Consider the following 17,830-nt stretch of genomic DNA (forward strand, 5'->3'; position numbering starts at 1 on the left):
TGAGCTAAGCCTCCTTATCTAACCCCACAAAGTGAAGCATATGCTTCGTCGCTTAATCCGAGTACTTTGCGCTTTGCGGGGACCCCAAACAACTTAATGGTGACCCGTAGGGGATTCGAACCCCTGTATGACAGCGTGAAAGGCTGCTGTGTTAAACCGCTTCACCAACGGGCCAAAGCATTTTATTGGCAGATGGAGTGGGATTACTGAGCTACCAAGGAATAATACGATGGTGGAGCTGAACGGGATCGAACCGATGACCTCCTGCTTGCAAGGCAGGCGCTCTCCCAACTGAGCTACAGCCCCATAACCGCTTGGACTTTGATTCTACCAAATCTTGTTGCCCCAAATCAATGGAAAATGGTGGGCCTAGGCTGACTCGAACAGCCGACCTCACGCTTATCAGGCGTGCGCTCTAACCAACTGAGCTATAGGCCCATGAATTTGGCCGTCGTTTGATGGCCGGATTAACAATATAACAGGTAACTACCCTTTAAATCAATGACCAAAATTATCCAAATGTCGAACCCGTTTTCGTTGAACAATTATTTGAATGCTCCGCAGTGGTGTGCCAAGCAAACGAAAAGCAATTCGTACCCGTGTAGATGAATGAAAAAGACTGCCTGCAGTTTTCAAGGCAGCCTTATCATGAGAAGGATCGATGATCAATCCTCCATAAAGATCCGCGCATAGTAAAGCGACTCATCGTCCAGCGCTTTCTGTTCCATCTCGTTTTTGTCGGAAAGCTGTTCCAAAGATTCAACCCGAGTATCTTCGGCTAGCTGGAAGGTGCCCGAAACCATTGGCTCCCTTTTGGTATGATTGTTCATGACCACAACTCCTCCCACTCATTTTGCTCATTATCACCCGTCACTGGACCATTTATGTGGGCAGCTGTTTGTCCATATCTACCAGTTTTCGCAACTCAGGGATAATTCGCCCCTTTTCTTGATTGCTGGCCCATTCCTCTTCAATCGCACGATAAAGCCGCTCGTACTCTTCCTTGGTAATTACGTTTCTTTCCAACAACAGATCAAAACAATCCAGCTTGTCCTGCGTCCGCTTTACTATCTCCTTGTAGGACAACCCGTTTTGCATCATGCGCTGATTATAGATAACATGGCCAACCTCATGCGCAAGAATATCAGTAAACGCATCGAGGCTGATGTCCTCTTTGTCCGCCAATATGTAGATAATGTTTTTCCCGTTTCGATATTCCACAAAGCCATTTGCTTGCCGGGAATGCTCCAAAAAATACACTTCACAATCATAGCGGGATTCTACCCAGGACATCATCCGCGTGAATACTTCATCTTTCCTCGGTTGGTGTGGACTGTCCATCATGTCATCTCCTATTCCATCAATAGAGCGACCTGTTCTCGTACATAATAAGCGAAACCTAAAGTGAGGGGAGCTGGTCTCGTGCAAAATGATAATCGTATAACCATCGAGGATGAGCAAGGTAAGGAAAAAGAGTATGCCGTCGAAGCTTTGTTCGATATGAACGAAGAATGGTACGCACTATTAACATCAGATGAGGATCGCATTCTTATGCGGGTGGTAGACGGGGAGGGTGAAGACCAATATCTGGTGGGGATTGATGATCCCGAGGAAGCAGCATCGGTATTGGACGCCTATCAGATTGCATTGGAAGCGGATGAAAACGAGGGTTCGGAAGGCCACGGCAAAGAAAGTTAGCGTGAACACAGCAACTGTAGAACGATCCTGACAAGGGTCGTTTTTTTGTCATACATGGATGGCGCTTGCAGCAGCTGTTATTGAGTCTACGCCCGCAGCTTGATAAGCCTTGCAGGGCCGGATAGCGTGATCAATGTCATATCCGCCGTCTGTAGATTCGACTGCAGAGATACAAAAGAACGAAGGCATTTCAAACGGCACTTGCGCTTTCACCGCCTCAATTACCTTGACTCCGAAGCGCGTAATCCGACCCGGCTCCATATTGGTCATTGCCACAATAGGTAAGCCGTACCCCCGATTGCTCGGCTCACCTCATACAAAAAATGCTTATCATGCGGCTTTCCATCTTTTTTCTAAACCGAGTATTGGCACATCGACCCCATTACGATGCGGTTTGTAATCAGTGATTAACCCATGCTGCCTTCAAATAACAGCACCCTTGCAGGGGCGGCGTCTGTGCCCACTAATTTAAGCGGAGCTGCAACCATAAAATATTCCCCTTGTTCTACCTCTTGCAAACGAAGACCTTCAATGACGATGATTCCATGAGCAAACAAGGTTTTATGTGTCGGGTGTCCGGTTTGGCTTCGTTCGATCCCCAGTGCATCTATGCCGATTCCACGCACTCCGATCTCCGCGAGATATTCGGCTCCGTCCTCTGCAAGAAAGATAAAATCGAAGTTGAATGATTCTTCCAATGAATTTTTCGTTTTGAACAGAACAAAATCGCCCTTTTGCAGGGAAAAGCTCTCCAATTCAGCCTTGGTGATCCGATCCTCTACAGCAGTCAGGTCTAAGACTTTACAAGCACCCACGAGTTTTTCCAACTGCACGGCCTCAAAAGTTTCTCCCTCTGTAACCATGTGGAGCGGTGCGTCGATATGTGTTCCCGTATGTACATCTAACTCCATACGCGTTTCTGTCACATAGCCATTCGTTACTCGGTTCAGCTTCGGCTGCTTTTCCGGTTTATTTTTATAAACCGTCATTCCTTCATAAATCGATGCGCTGACATCATACATTTTCATTTTTAACCACCCGATTTCTTTCTTCGCGAAATAAAATGCTGTTGCCAAAAAGATCAATCCCTAGTATTAATATAACCAATCTGTTCCCCCACACTCAAACACAAAAAGATCGCCCTCTTTTCCGGATGTATAGCTGGGCGATCTTTCCTACCGATTTATCAGTTGTGCTCATGATCATGCTTTTACATGCGAACAAAATGCGCTTCCTTCTCCTCATGCAACTCTTTCTCGGGATTGATCGGCCACCAGCGGAATCCATCTTCTTTTAGCATGCTTGCCGATTGCGCTGGCCCCCAAGTACCCGCGTCATACTGCAACAACTCCACCTTTTCCTCGCGAAAGGCTGTCGAGATCGGATCTACAAATTTCCATGCCAACGCGACTTCGTCCCACCGGGTAAAAAAGGTAGAATCGCCATGCAAACAGTCGAGAAGTAAACGCTCATAAGCCTCCGGAGAATTATACCCCGCTTCGCAGTTTTGACAAAAATCAAGCGGTATGGGTGAAACGACACCATCCGTCCCCGGTTTTTTCGCATTTAGCTTGAGATAAATGCCTTCCAAGGGAAAGATGCGGATGCTTAAAATATTGGGCTGCAGATCCCCGTACTTGTTAAAGTAGAGGTTCATGGGCAGATTCTTGAATTGGATCAGGATCTCCGTAGATTTGATCGGCATCCTTTTGCCTGTGCGGATATAAAAAGGCACACCGGCCCAACGGAAATTATCGATGAACAATTTGGCCGCAACATATGTCTCGGTCGTGGATTCCGGTGTGATCCCCGGCTCTTCCCGGTATCCGCGAATGGTCGTTCCTCCGACAACCCCCTTCGCATATTGGCCACGTACGACATATTTTTTCACCTCATCTACCGCGAAACCGCGCAATGAACGCAGCACTTTGACCTTCTCATCACGGATCGCCTCCGTAACCAAGCGGCTTGGAGGCTCCATCGCAATCATGGTAACCATCTGCAGCATATGGTTTTGCACCATATCTCGCAAAGCCCCTGATTTCTCGTAATACCCGGCCCGCTCCTCTACACCAACTGTTTCGCTGGATGTGATTTGTACATTGGCAATATACTTGTTGTTCCACAGCGGCTCAAAAAAGGAATTGGCAAAACGAATCACTTCAATATTTTGTACCATCTCTTTGCCAAGATAGTGGTCGATGCGGTAGATCTCCTCTTCTTTAAACACAGAACGAATTTCCTTATTCAGCTCATTTGCCGATTGATAATCATGGCCAAACGGCTTTTCGATCACCAGCCGCTTCCAGCCTTCTGTCTCTAGTAAATCACTTGTTTTCAGATGCTGCGAAACGGTTCCAAACAGCTCTGGAGAGACCGCCAAATAGAATACTCTGTTGCCTGAAAGCCCAATTTCCGTTTCGATCCGATTCAGGGTGCTTTTCAATCGGGAGTAGCTTTCGCCGTAGGTGGCATCGACAGAAACATATTCCAGGTGCGGGGCGAATTTGTTCCACCATTCGTTTTCAGCTGGGTCAAACCTTCCGAATTCGCGCAAGGTCTGCAGAACATATTCTCGGAACGCCGAAACAGATAATTCCTTTCTTGCGGTACCGATGATGGCAAATTTTTCAGGCAGCAGCCCTCTGCGGAAAAGGCTGAACAGCGCCGGGAACAGTTTTCTCTTGGCTAAGTCGCCTGTGGCACCGAATAAAATGATCGCAGATGAGTCCGAGTGTTGGGGTACAGACATATGTTCCTCCATCGAAAAAGAATCTGAAAGAGCAGTATCCTGATGCATCGCTGTTTTCATCCTTGCGACCAGTTGGTATGAAAGACCCCTGGTTGATCCACTCTTTGATAGGTGTGGGCACCGAAATAATCTCTCTGTGCCTGAAGCAAATTAGCAGGGAGTATCTCGGTCCGATAGCTGTCAAAATAGGCGAGCGCACTTGAAAATGCCGGTACGGGTATTCCATGATCGATCGCGATCTTGATCACCTTTCTCCATGCATCCTGATAATTCTCGACGATTCCTTGGAAGTACGGATCCAGCAGCAAGTTCTTTAGAGCTGGATCGCGGTCATACGCGTCTTTGATGTTCTGCAAAAATCTTGCCCGAATAATGCACCCGCCGCGAAAAATCATGGCGATGTCCCCATACCGCAAATCCCAGTTGTATTCTTCAGATGCGACCCTCATTTGGGCAAAGCCTTGCGCATAAGAGCAGATTTTGCTGGCATAAAGAGCCTTGCGTACCGCTTCAATAAACTCCCGCTTTTCACCTATGGAGGCGGTGGCTTGAGGTCCCTTCAGGATTTTGCTGGCCATGACCCGCTCTTCCTTCATCGCCGACAAGAAACGAGAGAAAACCGACTCCGTAATAATGGATAGAGGAACCCCCAGGTCCAACGCACTTTGGCTCGTCCATTTACCGGTCCCTTTTTGTCCTGCTGTATCCAAAATCATATCAACCAGTGGCTTACCGGTTTCCGCATCCGTTTTTGTAAAAATGTCTGCCGTGATCTCGATTAAATAGCTGTCCAACTCCCCGTTATTCCAATCGGCAAACACTTCATGCAGCTCCTGGGTGCCAAGTCCCAGCACCTGTTTCAACAAATGATAGGCCTCGCATATCAGCTGCATATCCCCGTATTCAATTCCGTTGTGGACCATTTTCACGTAGTGCCCAGCCCCGTCTGGACCAATGTACGTGCAGCACGGATCGCCGTTCACTTTTGCCGAAATCGCGGTGAAAATGGGTTCAACCAGGGCATACGCCTCTTTTTGTCCGCCTGGCATAATCGAAGGGCCTTTCAACGCTCCTTCTTCTCCACCAGACACACCTGTTCCAATGAAACGGAAACCCTCTGCTTCCAGCTCTTTGTTCCGTCGCTGGGTATCCTTGAAAAAGGAGTTTCCGCCGTCAATGATGATATCTCCCTTATCCAGATAAGGTTTTAACTGCTGGATGGTATCATCGGTCGGTTGGCCCGCTTTCACCATGATCAATATTTTTCGTGGAGTCTCCAACGATTGAACAAACTCTTCTATGGAGTATGTACCGGTCAGATTTCTTCCGCTTGCCTCCTGTAACAGTTCCTTTGTTTTTTCCGGGGACCGATTGTAAACGGAGACGGAAAATCCCCGGCTTTCTATATTCATGGCCAGATTTTTGCCCATGACCGCTAAACCAATTACACCAATTTGTTGTTTTGCCACCTGCTGATCCACCTTTTCACATTGCATTTATGTGTTGTTATGTCCTACAGGCTTTTGGTTCATGCAGATTGATGAGAAGGCCTGGAAACAAAACAGAGCACCCCCCCCTTTTGAGGCTGCTCTGCTTACATCGCCATCTTGCTGGTTGGCTTCCAATTTGCTTGTTCTCCGGTTCAACTTCTTACTTTTTCAATATCCCTAAATACTCAATCCAAGGACCGACGTCTGTGCTGTATCTTTTGCTCATGACACGTACGATTTGGGCGGTATGGACCAGATCATGGACAACCCATGTTGATAGTAATTCTCTTGCTTTGACTGTACCGAAAACAGGATGTGTCCCTGTTAATTCCAGATGGATGTGCGGATCCACGAGCGCCTGCAGTTTCAATATGTTTTCCGTGCGAATCGTTTTGAATTCCTGCAGTTTTTGCTCAATCGTCCTTTCGTCCTTTGCTTGCGAGTCTGGTAAACGATCAAAAGGTGGAAATGGTCTCGCCTCCCCCTCCTGAAGAATTATTTCTAGGCGCGGAATCCAATTCTGTTTCTCTGCCTCTATCAGGTGTTCAACCACCTGTGAGACATTCCAGGTTCCTTCCCCCTCATTACAGTGCAACCAGCTTTCTGATAATCCAGCTAATAAATGCTCCAAGGATCGGGGCGTGCGCTCCAAAAGCTCAATCGCTTCACTCATCGTAAAATTCATAGCATTCTCCTTTTCACTCAAAAGAATTCATCAAAAATTTCAAGCTCGATCTACCTCTTTATTGACTTATCTGCTCGAACCAGACGTTTTCCTTACCAATACAAATGCTGCTATCATGGAAGCAAACCATTTCAAGAAAAACACCTTAATCGCATCAAGATCAATAAAAGCAAGTGACAACCCATCCCTGACAAACCACTCAATCCTTTGTAGAACAGTGACACCTACAGCCCATTGTGGGCGCCCGACCTCTAGCATCGCAAGGATACTGCAAAGTAGATAAAAGGAAACAAATGCAATGACCATTTTCGCTTGATAAGGATATCCTCTCTTCTGGAATAGAATATGGAATCCTATTACACTAAGGCTACCAATCGCCAACGTAGCACTTTTGATTAAAAATCCGTCAGTAACACGGCTTCCCTCGATCAGGTAAAAGAAAAACAGAATGAGGACGTTTACCGTGATCAAATAAACGAGCTTATCGATCATCGACTCTCCTATCCCCTTACAGAAATTCCACCATGTCATCGGTTACAAATCTATCTCCATGTCGGCAACGTATACGGCATGACCGGTAATTTCAACGATATCCCCATTCGTTACCGTGACGCGAACTCTTCCGTCCCTACCGATTTCCTGCCCCTGTTCAATGACCAATTGCAATGTGTCTTGATCCCCCATACGATTGAGATACCGAGCATAATAAGCCCCCATCACACCGGAAGCAGTACCTGTCACGGGATCCTCCACAGTACCCGAAAAGGGCGAAGAAAAGTGACGCGCGTGCATATGGGCATTTGCATCGTACGTTTCCAAGCAAAAAGGATGAACCGATGCGCGAGGCATGTCTTTTAAAACGGAAGGAAAACGCTCATTTTTGGGCTTCATTCTTGTAAAAGCAGCCAGCGTTTTAATAGGAACCAATAATGTCCATATCCCCGTGCTTCCATACAAAATCGGTAGTTTTGTTTCGATATCGGTTTCTTCAATCCCCATAGCGTGTGCCAATGCCTCGACGGAACCGGAAAACGCTTGAAATTGAGGAGCCGCTTGCCTCATCGTAATGCAAACCTCTTCATCAATGTCGATTCGAATCGGCAAGACGCCCGCTTTTGTTTCGATGGTTATTTCCTTTCGATCTCCTAACCATCCTTTTGTCTGTAATGCATACACCGCAGCCATCGTAGCATGACCGCATACATTCATTTCATGCCCCGGCGTAAAAAAGCGAATTTTTAGATCTGCCTGAGCAGACGGACAGACAAAGGCCGTTTCGTTAAACCCAACCTTTTCTGCGACTTTTCGCATTTGCTCTTCCGTAAGCGTTTCGCCATCCAGTACGACTCCCGCCGGATTCCCCCTATCGGGAAGTTTGCTGAACGCATCAATATGATAAACCTTAATATGATCCACCAAACCCACCCCCAAATTCTCCCCTTCCATCATACCAATTTTAGGAAGCAATTGTATCGATTTATCGCTTTTTCCAACACATCTAGCTGCACGAAAAAAAGACGCTTCTGGAAGTACATCCAGAAACGCCTGTTCTTTTGGGGTATTAATAAGTACCCATGTATTGGTCGCGCTCCCACTCATGTACACGAGTGCGGAACATATCCCATTCGATCTCTTTTGCTTCCACGAAGTGAACCAGTGCATGCTCACCCAGTGCTTCGCAGATGACTGGATCTGCTTTCAGGCACTCGATCGCTTCTTTCAAAGTGGATGGCAAGCTTTCGATGCCGTTCGCTTCGCGCTCAGCTTCGTTCATCACATAGATGTTGCGATCAACGGCAGGTGCGAGTTCCAGTTTGTTTTTGATACCGTCCAGACCAGCTTTCAGCATGACAGCCAAAGCGAGGTATGGGTTTGCTGCTGGGTCTGGGTTGCGCACTTCGATACGAGTTCCCATTCCACGGGAAGCTGGGATACGTACGAGTGGCGAACGGTTTTTCGCGGACCATGCTACATAGCAAGGTGCTTCATAACCAGGAACCAGACGTTTGTAAGAGTTCACCAGTGGGTTGGTGATCGCCGCGAATCCGCGAGCGTGTGTCAGAATACCAGCCAGGTAGTGTTTCGCTGTTTGGCTCAAGCCCAATACATCGGATTCATCGTAGAACGCATTTTCATCCCCTTTGAACAAGGATTGGTGCGCGTGCATACCGGAACCGTTTACACCGAACAATGGTTTTGGCATGAACGTAGCGTGCAGACCGTGTTGACGAGCGATGGTTTTTACAACCAGCTTGAAGGTCAGGATTTGGTCAGCTGCTTCCAATGCGTTTGCATATTTGAAGTCGATTTCATGTTGGCCTGGAGCCACTTCATGGTGGGAAGCTTCGATTTCAAAGCCCATTTTTTCCAGAGTCAACACGATATCGCGACGGCAGTTTTCACCCATGTCCAATGGAGCGAAGTCGAAGTATCCGCCTTGGTCGTTCAGATCAAGAGTCGGTTCACCCTTCTCATCGAGTTTGAACAGGAAGAATTCTGGTTCTGGTCCTACATTGAACGCAGTGAAGCCCATTTCTTCCGCTTCTTTCAATGTACGCTTCAGGATTTGGCGTGGATCACCTTCGAATGGCGAACCATCTGGCATGTAAATATCACAGATCAAACGAGCTACTTTGCCTTCTTCCGTGCCCCATGGGAAAACTACCCATGTGTCAAGGTCTGGATACAGGTACATGTCGGATTCTTCAATACGAACGAAACCTTCGATCGAGGAACCATCAAACATCATTTTATTGTCCAGTGCTTTTGGCAATTGGGACAAAGGGATTTCCACGTTTTTGATTACACCCAACAAGTCGGTGAACTGCAAACGAATGTACTTCACGTTTTCTTCTTGGGCCAAACGCAAAATGTCATCTTTTGTGAACTTGCTCATGGTTTCTCTCCTCCAGCGGCAATAGTGTATTTAATCAGTGAAAGAAGCGTGAAAGCTCTCCACGAATTAACGATGGTTCTCCCAACCGGCTTGCGGCGGGGTTAAAGAGTTGCTGCTTCAACATTTCATGCAATTCTTTGTCGGAAAGCTCTTTCCGCTTCTGCTCGGACTTTTCTGTGATTTCAGTAATCACCGGTTCTGGTTCGTTGAGCAGCAGAACTTGTTTGATGCCTGCAATATTCAAACCTTTTTCAATCAAGGATTTGATCTCGAGCAGTCGATCTACGTCATTAAACGAAAAGAGTCGTTGTTTTCCTTCTGTACGAGCTGGATGAATCAGCTCATTTTGCTCATAGTAGCGAATTTGCCTTGCTGTTAAATCTGTCAGCTTCATTACGATGCCGATTGGAAACAGGGCCATGTTACGGCGAATGTCGTCACTCATGATTGCCCTCCCTTAAACAAAATGGTTTATGTATCCATTGTAGGTGTGCTGCTTCTATTCTGTCAAGGGATGTAAGTATATCTGACATCTTTATAGTGTTAGAATACCTGACATATTCCGACTTGTCAAGCGCCCCCCATAAAAAAAGTGATAAATGCGCAAATTCGCACATCTATCACCTTTCGTCCTATGAAATGGTTAGCAATCCTTTAGCCATCAGCCCGTCAAGCGCTGTCAAAATCCCCACTTTTACGTGGGAATACGTCAACCCGCCTTGCACAAATCCGAGATAGGGCGGACGAATTGGACCATCTGCGGAAAACTCGATACTCGCCCCTTGGATAAAGGTGCCCGCAGCCATGATGACCTGATCGGCATACCCCGGCATTTCGCTTGGATAAGGCGTCACATGCGAATCGACAGGGGCCGCTTTCTGAATTCCTTGGCAAAACGCAATCAGGCGTTCCGCCGACCCAAATTCAATCGATTGGATCAAATCCGTGCGCGGTTCATGCCAGAGCGGGTTTGTTCGAAAACCCAGCTTCTCCAATATGGCCGAAGAAAAGACGGCTCCTTTCAAGGCTTCCCCGACAACATGGGGTGCCAAGAAAAAGCCTTGGAACATCTCTAGCAAGGAATAAAGCGAAGCGCCGCCTTCCGCACCGATCCCTGGCGCCGCCATCCGGTAAGAAGCGAGTCGCACCAGCTCTTCTTTCCCGACGATGTATCCGCCTGTCTTGACGATCCCGCCGCCTGGGTTTTTGATTAAGCTCCCCGCCATGATATCCACGCCGACTTGAAGCGGCTCTTTTTCTTCCGTAAATTCGCCATAGCAATTATCGGTAAATACGATCAAGTTCGGATTGATCTCTTTAACAAAATCAACCATTTCCTTGATTTTCGCGATGGAAAAAGAAGGACGGTCCGCATAACCACGCGAACGCTGAATGCCAATCACCTTGGTTGCCGGGCTAATGGCTTTGGCGACCTCCTTAAAATCAACCTCCCCCGCCTCAGTCAAGGGAACCACGGAATAGCCGATCCCGTAATCCTTCAAGGAGCCTTGCCCTTCCCCGCGAACCCCTACGACCTCTTCCAGCGTATCATACGGCTTCCCGGTAATGTATAGCAGCTCGTCACCTGGACGCAGAATTCCAAACAAACTGATGGCAATCGCGTGAGTCCCCGAAATGATCTGGGGACGCACAAGTGCCGCTTCGCCCCCGAATACATCCGCATAGATCGACTCCAGCGTACTGCGGCCGGTATCATCATAGCCATAGCCCGTAGAAGGAGCAAAATGAAAGTCACTGACTTCATGCTTTTGAAACGAACGCAATACCTTAAGCTGATTATAATCCACCAACCTGTCGATTTCCCGATGGCGTGAAGCGATTTGTTCTTCTACCTTTTCGACGATCGGCCGTAATTCAGCACCGTGTTGAAACAACTCATACATACGACTCTTACCAACTCTCTTCTGTTGTCTTTGCTCCCTCTGCGATAAACGGCAAGATCCGTCCGTACACCGGATGCTCCCGATTCAAACGCACTTTCACCAAATAAGCCGCTTCGTTTTCCGCATACTCCTGCTCCATCTCCAGACCTTCCCGATGCAGCAAGGAAAGGATATCGCCCCGACTGACCGGAACCTTCAAGAGCATCGCTTTGAATGCGGCATAAGCATGCTCTTCGATGCGTCTTAACAGGAGCTGTAAATCGTCAGCCTGCAGAGCAGAGATCAAAAGCGACTCTTCCGTTTTCGGCAAATAAGTCCCTGGTCGAATCAAATCCGCCTTATTAAAGACCGTCATCCGCGGCAGTGCATCTGCTTTCAGGTTCCGCAGCTCCCGCTCCACAACCTCCATGTGAATCTCCAGATCGGGGTGATGGGCATCTACGACATGCAAAATCAAATCAGCTTCCTGCACACCCTCCAACGTCGAACGGAAGGCCGCGACCAACGAAGTCGGCAGGTCCTGGATGAACCCAACGGTATCGGTCAACAGCACTTCCATGCCGCTTGGCAGGGTAAGCTGACGGGTTGTCGGATCGAGTGTCGCAAACAGCTTGTCCTCTTCCAGCGCCTCTGCATTGGTCAATCGATTCAGCAAGGTGGACTTGCCCGCATTCGTATAGCCAACCAGCGCTACTTGAAATACATTGTTCTTTTTCCGGCGCTCCCGGTGCAGCTCACGGGTGCGTACGATGTCTTGCAGCTGCGCCTTCAGCTCGCCGATCCTGCGGCGGATATGACGGCGGTCACTTTCCAGCTTCGTCTCACCCGGACCGCGCGTCCCGATACCGCCCCCGAGCCGGGAGAGCTGTTTGCCCTGCCCGGCCAAGCGTGGTAACAAATAATTGTATTGCGCCAGCTCCACTTGAATTTTCCCTTCCCGCGACTGGGCGCGTCCGGCAAAAATATCAAGGATCAATTGCGTACGGTCAATCACCTTGCAATCAAAAGCGGTATCTAAATTGCGCACCTGGCTTGGCGACAGCTCATCATTGAAAATAATGAGATCGACATCCAGGATTTCCGCACGATGGGCGATCTCCTGGATCTTGCCGCTTCCCAAATACCAGGCTACATCAATGCGTTCCCGATTTTGGGTAATGGTTTCTAGCACCTCGACTCCAGCCGTACGTGCCAATTCATGAAGCTCCTGTAGCGAGAGGCGTGCCCGTTCCTCGTCGCGGCCGTCCAAATAGCTCGCGACCAATATCGCTGTTTCACGCTCTTTCTCTTGCTCCTTACTCATCGCGTCACATCCCTTCCACCCTATCTTATCAGACCAGACTACAGAACAAAATCCTCTGATGTCAACGTTAGTAATTCTTCCCGCTTCGGTTCCCCAATACTCAGGATGCGAACGGCTTGTTTGCGAATCGCCTGCTCGATCTTGTTGCGGATGTAGCGCGCATTGCTGAAGTTTTCCTGAAACGGATCATTTCTTAATTTCCCCAGATGATGCCGCAGCCTCGCTTTTGCCGAAAGAGAAATTTCGTATTCCTTATCGGCAGCCAGCAAATCGGCAATCAATAAAAGCTCCTCAATCGAATAATCGGTGAAATGGATTTGTATCGGAAAACGCGAGGGGAGACCCGGATTGAGCGAAAGAAAATCGTCCATCTCATGCGTATAGCCAGCCAGGATGCAAATGAAATCGTTTTTGGAATCCTCCATGGCCTTTGTCAAACAGTCGATGGCTTCCTTGCCGAAATCTTTTTCGCCGCCACGCGCCAACGAGTACGCCTCATCGATAAACAAGACGCCGCCCATCGCTTTTTTGATCAATTCCCGGGTTTTTTGCGCCGTATGCCCGATAAATTCACCGACCAGATCAGCCCGCTCCACTTCGATCAGATGCCCTTTTTGCAGAATCCCCATTTCTTTGAAAATCTTGCCGACGATCCGTGCCACCGTCGTTTTTCCGGTTCCCGGATTCCCCTTGAACACCATGTGCAGCACCTGCTTGCCGCATTTCAACCCTTGCTTTTCCCGCTCCTGATTGACACGCAATAGCGCGTATATCTCGTACATCACTTTCTTCGCTTCTTCCAATCCGATCATTTTCTCCAGCTCATCGAAAACGAGGGCAAGCTGCGCGCCTGCCGTCGTTTTCACGGTTTCTGCCAGCGTCTTTGGTTCTTTCACTTTCGTCGGATGATTCAGTACAACCTGGATCCGATGAGGCACGCTTTGCTGCCTATCGTCTGCCGATTCGGTCGCATGAATGGATGGCTGTTTCACTTGCGATCACCTGCCTTATGATCGTACCTGAAGTAAGTATACGTGAACGTGCCTCTAAAAATGAAAAAAGCCCGGATAGATGATTAATCCCGGCTTCGTCTACTGCTTGTATTATTGTTGGTTGTTTTCCGCCGACATCAGGGATACCGGACGCTGCGGTGTGAACGTAGAGATAGCGTGCTTGTAAACGAGCTGTTGTTTTCCTTCACTGTCAATCACGATGGTAAAATTGTCGAACGCCTTGATATACCCTCTTAATTGAAAACCATTCACCAAATAAATGGTGACTGCGATATTTTCTTTGCGTAAGTGGTTCAAGAACGTATCTTGGATGTTGATCGTCTGTTTCATGTTCAATACCCCCTAAACGGAACTTGTAAGTTATATATTCGGCATTTGGTGAAACTTTCCTTCCAAACGCTCTGTGATTGTTTGCAAGACTTCATCATGACCTGCCGGATCGGTCATATCGAACCATTCGATCTCGGTCATGCGGCGAAACCAAGAGAGCTGTCGCTTGGCAAAATGCCGTGTCCGCTGCTTGATCTCATTGACCGCTCTCTCCAATGTGATCTCCCCATAGAGATACGGGATCAATTCTTTATACCCTAATCCCTGCATCGAGACAAGCGAAGGATCATATCCTTGATCGAGCAGCTGTCTTACTTCTTCCACCAGCCCTGACTCGATCATCAGCTCGACCCGCTGATTGATGCGCTCATACAATTTGTCGCGATCCATGGTTAATCCGATCATATACAGATCATACGGCGAATATTTCGCTCGATGCTGGAACTCCGCCATTTTGTAACCGGTCACCTCGTAGATCTCAATGGCCCGTATGACACGCTTCACATCATTGGGATGAAGGCGTTTGGCCGTAATCGGATCGATCGCTTCCAACTGACGATGCAAGGCCTCATTTCCTTCCGAATCGGCGATGCGTTGTAACCGTTCGCGCAGTTCTGGATCTTGTGGGGTTTCAGCAAACTGGAACTGATGTGTGACTGATTCTATGTATAGACCCGTCCCCCCCACGATGAAAGGCAATCGCTGCCGTTGATTAATCTCGCTGATTAACCGCACAGCCATTGCTTGAAAGGAGGCGACCGAGTAATCCTGATCCGGATCAATGATATCAATCAAGTGATGGGGAATCAGGCTTCTTTCCTCTGGTGTCGCTTTCGCAGTGCCAATATCCATTTTTCGATAGACCTGCATGGAGTCTCCCGAGATGATTTCTCCATGGAATCGGGCAGCCAATTGCAGACTTAGTGCGGTTTTGCCCACCGCAGTCGGCCCAACGATGACAACAAGCTTCTCTTTCTTATCGATTTCACTCCCCTCCAATCTTATCTCTATAGCTGTACACGACTTGATGCTGATTTGTGCGATAAGGCATGAATCCCAATCGCTGGAATGCCTGCGATCCCTTGCCTTCCTTGAGGACAACGCGTCTTTTGGCGACACGCAGCGCTTCTGTAACCGCTTCTTGTGTAAGTGGCTCATAATTGGCGTATTTGCGTATGCCTTGAATTCCTGTGGATGCTTGCTCCGTGTTGGCAAACATTGGGTCAAAGTACACCACATCAAAGGAATGATCAGGCAACGAGCGAAGAACATCCAGGTGATGACCGGCTGCCACTTCCACCCGCTCCATCGCCTGTTTAAGCGACGGTGAGTTGGTTTGCCACGTTTTGAGACCATCCGCAACCAGCATGGCAACCACGGGTTGTGATTCAATCCCAAGCACACGTCCAGACTCGCCAACCCCGTAGGCAAATACGATTGCATCAGCACCAAGCCCAAGCGTCGCATCGAGAACGCGATCACCTGGTGCAATTTGGCAAACAGAAAGCATAGTATCAGTATCGCCGCGTTCCAGGCGCTTTATACGAAAGGCGGCATTGTTCGGGTGAAAAAAGAAGGCATCCTCTTCCCGAAGATCCAGCCGCACCCCTTTCGCTGAGACTACAAAAATTTCATCTACAGCATACTTACTGCGCAGCTGGTCTAGCGATTCATCGCGTCGCTTGACTAACGGCAGCGCATATTGCGAGGCAAACCGCTGCGCATGGGCAATGGTTGCCGCATTCGGCTCTAAGCCAGTGGTGACAATCATGTTTACATCACTCGCTTAAACATTTTCTCCAATTCATAGGAAGTGAAGTGGATGATAATCGGTCTGCCATGCGGACATGTAAAGGGACTGGTCGTCTCCCGCAAACGATTAAGCAGACTCTCCATTTCCGCATGGGTCAGGAAACGGTTTGCCTTGATCGATGCCTTGCAGGACATCATGATCGCAGCTTTTTCCCGCATTTGCCGGATATCCACCTTGCTCGATTCACCCATTTCCAACACAAATTGGACCAGCTCCTCGATCACTTCCAGCTCGCTGCCCTCCGGAAACCAATGCGGGTGGGCACGTACAAGAAAAGTGCGGTTGCCAAACCATTCGATCTCCAACCCAAATGATTGTAACAAATCCAGTCTTTTTTTCAATCGCTCCGCTTCCGCCACCGTGCATTCCATCGTGTGCGGGAAAAGCAGGATTTGACTGGCTATGCCCTCTTCCTTTAATTTTTCCATGAAATATTCATAGAAAATGCGTTCTTGAGCAGCATGCTGATCAATCAGATACATGCCTGTCTCATTTTGTGCCACAATATAGGTCCCGTGCACTTGCCCCACCGGATAAAAGAGCGGAACAGCCGAGGCGGATGCGGGTGCCATCGTCTCGCCTTCTGCTGTGGAATGTATCTCCTCGGGCTCAGGAAGCGGGAACTGTCCTGTGTCATCCCGGACTTCCATCAGAGGCATTTCTTCCGCATAGTACAAGGGTTCTTCCCTCACTGCCGTTTCTTCCTTTTCCGGCAATGGCAAAGCACTGTCCACAACGGGGGCCTCCGGAACGGGCAAGGGCATGACCATCGAGCTCGGCTGCGGTGCGAACACAGGTGGCAGCGGTGTCAGCCACTCACGGACCCTGGCTCCGGCAGCATTCTCAATACTCGGAGTGCGCAGGCTCAAATCGAGGGAAGTTTGCACGGGCTGAAGTCCGGTGCGGTCCCGAGGGCGCTCCGCTTGCAGCGGTTTTACAATAGACAGACCTTGACGCAGTGTAGATTGGACCGATTGTTCGACAGCTGCGCAAAGTTCGTCTTCCTTACTGAAACGCACCTCCAGCTTGGCTGGATGGACATTGACATCGACCAGCACCGGATCCATGTTGATCTGCATCACAACGATCGGGTACCTCCCGCCAGGCAGCAGCGTATGATACCCCCGCATGATCGCATTGTTCAAACCATAGTGCCGGATATAGCGTCCGTTGACCAGCGTGGAAAGATACGAACGGTTTGCCCTTGTGACTTCCGTCTTGGAGATAAATCCATTCCAGGTAAAGTCCAACGTTTCCCCGCTGATCGGCAGCAGTAGTTTCGCAACCTGGACGCCATAAATGGCTGCGATGACATGCAGCAGCTTTCCATCCCCGGATGTTTGCAGTAAAACTTTTCCATTGTGAGATAGCGTAAATCCGATGTGCGGATAAGTCAAGGCCAGCCGGTTCACATAATCGGAAATATGCCCGATCTCCGTGGCGATGGATTTCATGTACTTCAATCGTGCCGGCGTATTGTAAAAGAGATCGCGCACCAAAATTTCCGTGCCTTTCACCCGTGCTGCATCCGTGATGCTCTTCACTTGTCCGCCTTCTACTACCAACCGGGTGCCGACCTCGCCGCTGGACTCTGTGCTGAGCAATTCTACCTTGGCGACGGAGGCGATACTGGGGAGCGCCTCTCCGCGAAACCCTAGCGAGCGAATCGTGAACAAATCCCGAGTCGTCCGAATTTTACTGGTTGCATGACGTTCAAAGGCGCGGGCGCAATCATCCCGATCCATGCCATCTCCGTCATCTACAATCCGGATCAGCTGCAGTCCGCCTTCCTCGATCTCGATGTCAATGTGTTTCGCCTGTGCGTCAATCGCATTTTCGACCAATTCCTTGACCACCGATGCCGGCCGCTCCACCACTTCCCCCGCAGCGATCATATTGGTCAACTGCTCGTCCAACAGCTGTATTTTCCCCATATGCTCCCCCCT

At 48.9% G+C, this 17,830-nt stretch carries 18 protein-coding genes, 3 tRNA genes and 1 pseudogene; 1 reads left to right on the forward strand and 21 read right to left on the reverse strand.

Translation table 11 applies throughout. The annotated features are described in order from the left end of the window. Window positions 1–97: 97 nt before the first annotated feature. From EIZ37_RS22850 to EIZ37_RS22865, 5 genes are all read right to left on the reverse strand, one after another. Window positions 98–174: transfer RNA gene (locus EIZ37_RS22850), tRNA-Glu, on the reverse strand. A 56-nt stretch (window positions 175–230) separates the two neighbouring features. Beyond that, window positions 231–306, reverse strand: a tRNA-Ala gene (locus EIZ37_RS22855). A 55-nt stretch (window positions 307–361) separates the two neighbouring features. Next, window positions 362–438 (reverse strand) — tRNA-Ile (locus EIZ37_RS22860). 227 nt (window positions 439–665) lie between these two features. After that, a complete protein-coding gene (locus EIZ37_RS26140; protein WP_167569092.1) occupies window positions 666–830 on the reverse strand; it encodes a hypothetical protein in 165 nt (54 codons plus the stop codon). 52 nt (window positions 831–882) lie between these two features. Continuing rightward, window positions 883–1,344, reverse strand: a complete 462-nt coding sequence (locus tag EIZ37_RS22865; protein WP_134687077.1) for a hypothetical protein — start codon at window positions 1,342–1,344, stop codon at window positions 883–885. A gap of 78 nt (window positions 1,345–1,422) precedes the next feature. Between EIZ37_RS22865 and EIZ37_RS22870 the strand changes: the two genes are divergently transcribed. Further along, window positions 1,423–1,698 carry a DUF1292 domain-containing protein gene (locus EIZ37_RS22870; protein WP_134687078.1) on the forward strand — a complete coding sequence of 92 codons (276 nt, stop codon included), beginning with the start codon at window positions 1,423–1,425 and terminating at the stop codon, window positions 1,696–1,698. Window positions 1,699–1,938: 240 nt separating this feature from the next. Here EIZ37_RS22870 and EIZ37_RS26795 read toward each other — a convergent pair. The 16 genes and pseudogenes from EIZ37_RS26795 to mutL all read right to left on the reverse strand — a co-directional run. After that, window positions 1,939–2,081, reverse strand: a pseudogene (locus EIZ37_RS26795) (NADPH dehydrogenase); the annotation flags it as partial. 24 nt (window positions 2,082–2,105) lie between these two features. Beyond that, window positions 2,106–2,726 (reverse strand): cyclase family protein, encoded by a 621-nt coding sequence (locus tag EIZ37_RS22880; RefSeq protein WP_134687080.1) that lies wholly within the window; start codon window positions 2,724–2,726, stop codon window positions 2,106–2,108. Between the two features lie 182 nt (window positions 2,727–2,908). After that, window positions 2,909–4,450, reverse strand: coding sequence for a glucose-6-phosphate dehydrogenase (zwf, locus tag EIZ37_RS22885; RefSeq protein WP_235828175.1), 1,542 nt, complete (start codon window positions 4,448–4,450; stop codon window positions 2,909–2,911). A gap of 56 nt (window positions 4,451–4,506) precedes the next feature. After that, on the reverse strand, window positions 4,507–5,919 hold the full coding sequence (gene gndA / locus EIZ37_RS22890; protein ID WP_134687081.1) for an NADP-dependent phosphogluconate dehydrogenase: 1,413 nt from the start codon (window positions 5,917–5,919) through the stop codon (window positions 4,507–4,509). 181 nt (window positions 5,920–6,100) lie between these two features. Continuing rightward, a complete protein-coding gene (locus EIZ37_RS22895; protein ID WP_134687082.1) occupies window positions 6,101–6,625 on the reverse strand; it encodes a DinB family protein in 525 nt (174 codons plus the stop codon). A 66-nt stretch (window positions 6,626–6,691) separates the two neighbouring features. After that, window positions 6,692–7,117 (reverse strand): hypothetical protein, encoded by a 426-nt coding sequence (locus tag EIZ37_RS22900; RefSeq protein ID WP_134687083.1) that lies wholly within the window; start codon window positions 7,115–7,117, stop codon window positions 6,692–6,694. 42 nt (window positions 7,118–7,159) lie between these two features. Beyond that, window positions 7,160–8,041, reverse strand: coding sequence for a PhzF family phenazine biosynthesis protein (locus tag EIZ37_RS22905; RefSeq protein ID WP_134687084.1), 882 nt, complete (start codon window positions 8,039–8,041; stop codon window positions 7,160–7,162). 145 nt (window positions 8,042–8,186) lie between these two features. Next, window positions 8,187–9,521 carry a type I glutamate--ammonia ligase gene (gene glnA / locus EIZ37_RS22910; RefSeq protein WP_134687085.1) on the reverse strand — a complete coding sequence of 445 codons (1,335 nt, stop codon included), beginning with the start codon at window positions 9,519–9,521 and terminating at the stop codon, window positions 8,187–8,189. A gap of 34 nt (window positions 9,522–9,555) precedes the next feature. Beyond that, entirely contained in the window at window positions 9,556–9,966 is a 411-nt protein-coding gene (locus EIZ37_RS22915) for a MerR family transcriptional regulator (protein WP_134687086.1), read from the reverse strand. A 187-nt stretch (window positions 9,967–10,153) separates the two neighbouring features. Further along, entirely contained in the window at window positions 10,154–11,425 is a 1,272-nt protein-coding gene (locus EIZ37_RS22920; protein ID WP_134687087.1) for a methionine gamma-lyase family protein, read from the reverse strand. 7 nt (window positions 11,426–11,432) lie between these two features. After that, window positions 11,433–12,728: a GTPase HflX gene (gene hflX, locus EIZ37_RS22925; RefSeq protein WP_134687088.1), complete on the reverse strand. Its 1,296-nt coding sequence runs from the start codon at window positions 12,726–12,728 to the stop codon at window positions 11,433–11,435. A gap of 38 nt (window positions 12,729–12,766) precedes the next feature. Next, on the reverse strand, window positions 12,767–13,720 hold the full coding sequence (locus EIZ37_RS22930) for an AAA family ATPase (RefSeq protein WP_235828176.1): 954 nt from the start codon (window positions 13,718–13,720) through the stop codon (window positions 12,767–12,769). 111 nt (window positions 13,721–13,831) lie between these two features. Continuing rightward, entirely contained in the window at window positions 13,832–14,071 is a 240-nt protein-coding gene (gene hfq, locus EIZ37_RS22935) for an RNA chaperone Hfq (RefSeq protein ID WP_134687089.1), read from the reverse strand. A gap of 30 nt (window positions 14,072–14,101) precedes the next feature. After that, entirely contained in the window at window positions 14,102–15,055 is a 954-nt protein-coding gene (miaA, locus tag EIZ37_RS22940) for a tRNA (adenosine(37)-N6)-dimethylallyltransferase MiaA (protein ID WP_235828177.1), read from the reverse strand. A 1-nt stretch (window position 15,056) separates the two neighbouring features. Beyond that, window positions 15,057–15,842 carry a class I SAM-dependent methyltransferase gene (locus EIZ37_RS26480; protein ID WP_134687091.1) on the reverse strand — a complete coding sequence of 262 codons (786 nt, stop codon included), beginning with the start codon at window positions 15,840–15,842 and terminating at the stop codon, window positions 15,057–15,059. Window positions 15,843–15,844: 2 nt separating this feature from the next. Next, complete coding sequence (mutL, locus tag EIZ37_RS22950) at window positions 15,845–17,818, reverse strand: DNA mismatch repair endonuclease MutL (RefSeq protein WP_134687092.1); 1,974 nt, start codon at window positions 17,816–17,818, stop codon at window positions 15,845–15,847. Between the last annotated feature and the right edge of the window lie 12 nt (window positions 17,819–17,830).

This window comes from Brevibacillus migulae (assembly GCF_004521915.1).
In the GTDB taxonomy this organism is placed as follows: Bacteria; Bacillota; Bacilli; order Brevibacillales; family Brevibacillaceae; genus Brevibacillus_F; species Brevibacillus_F migulae.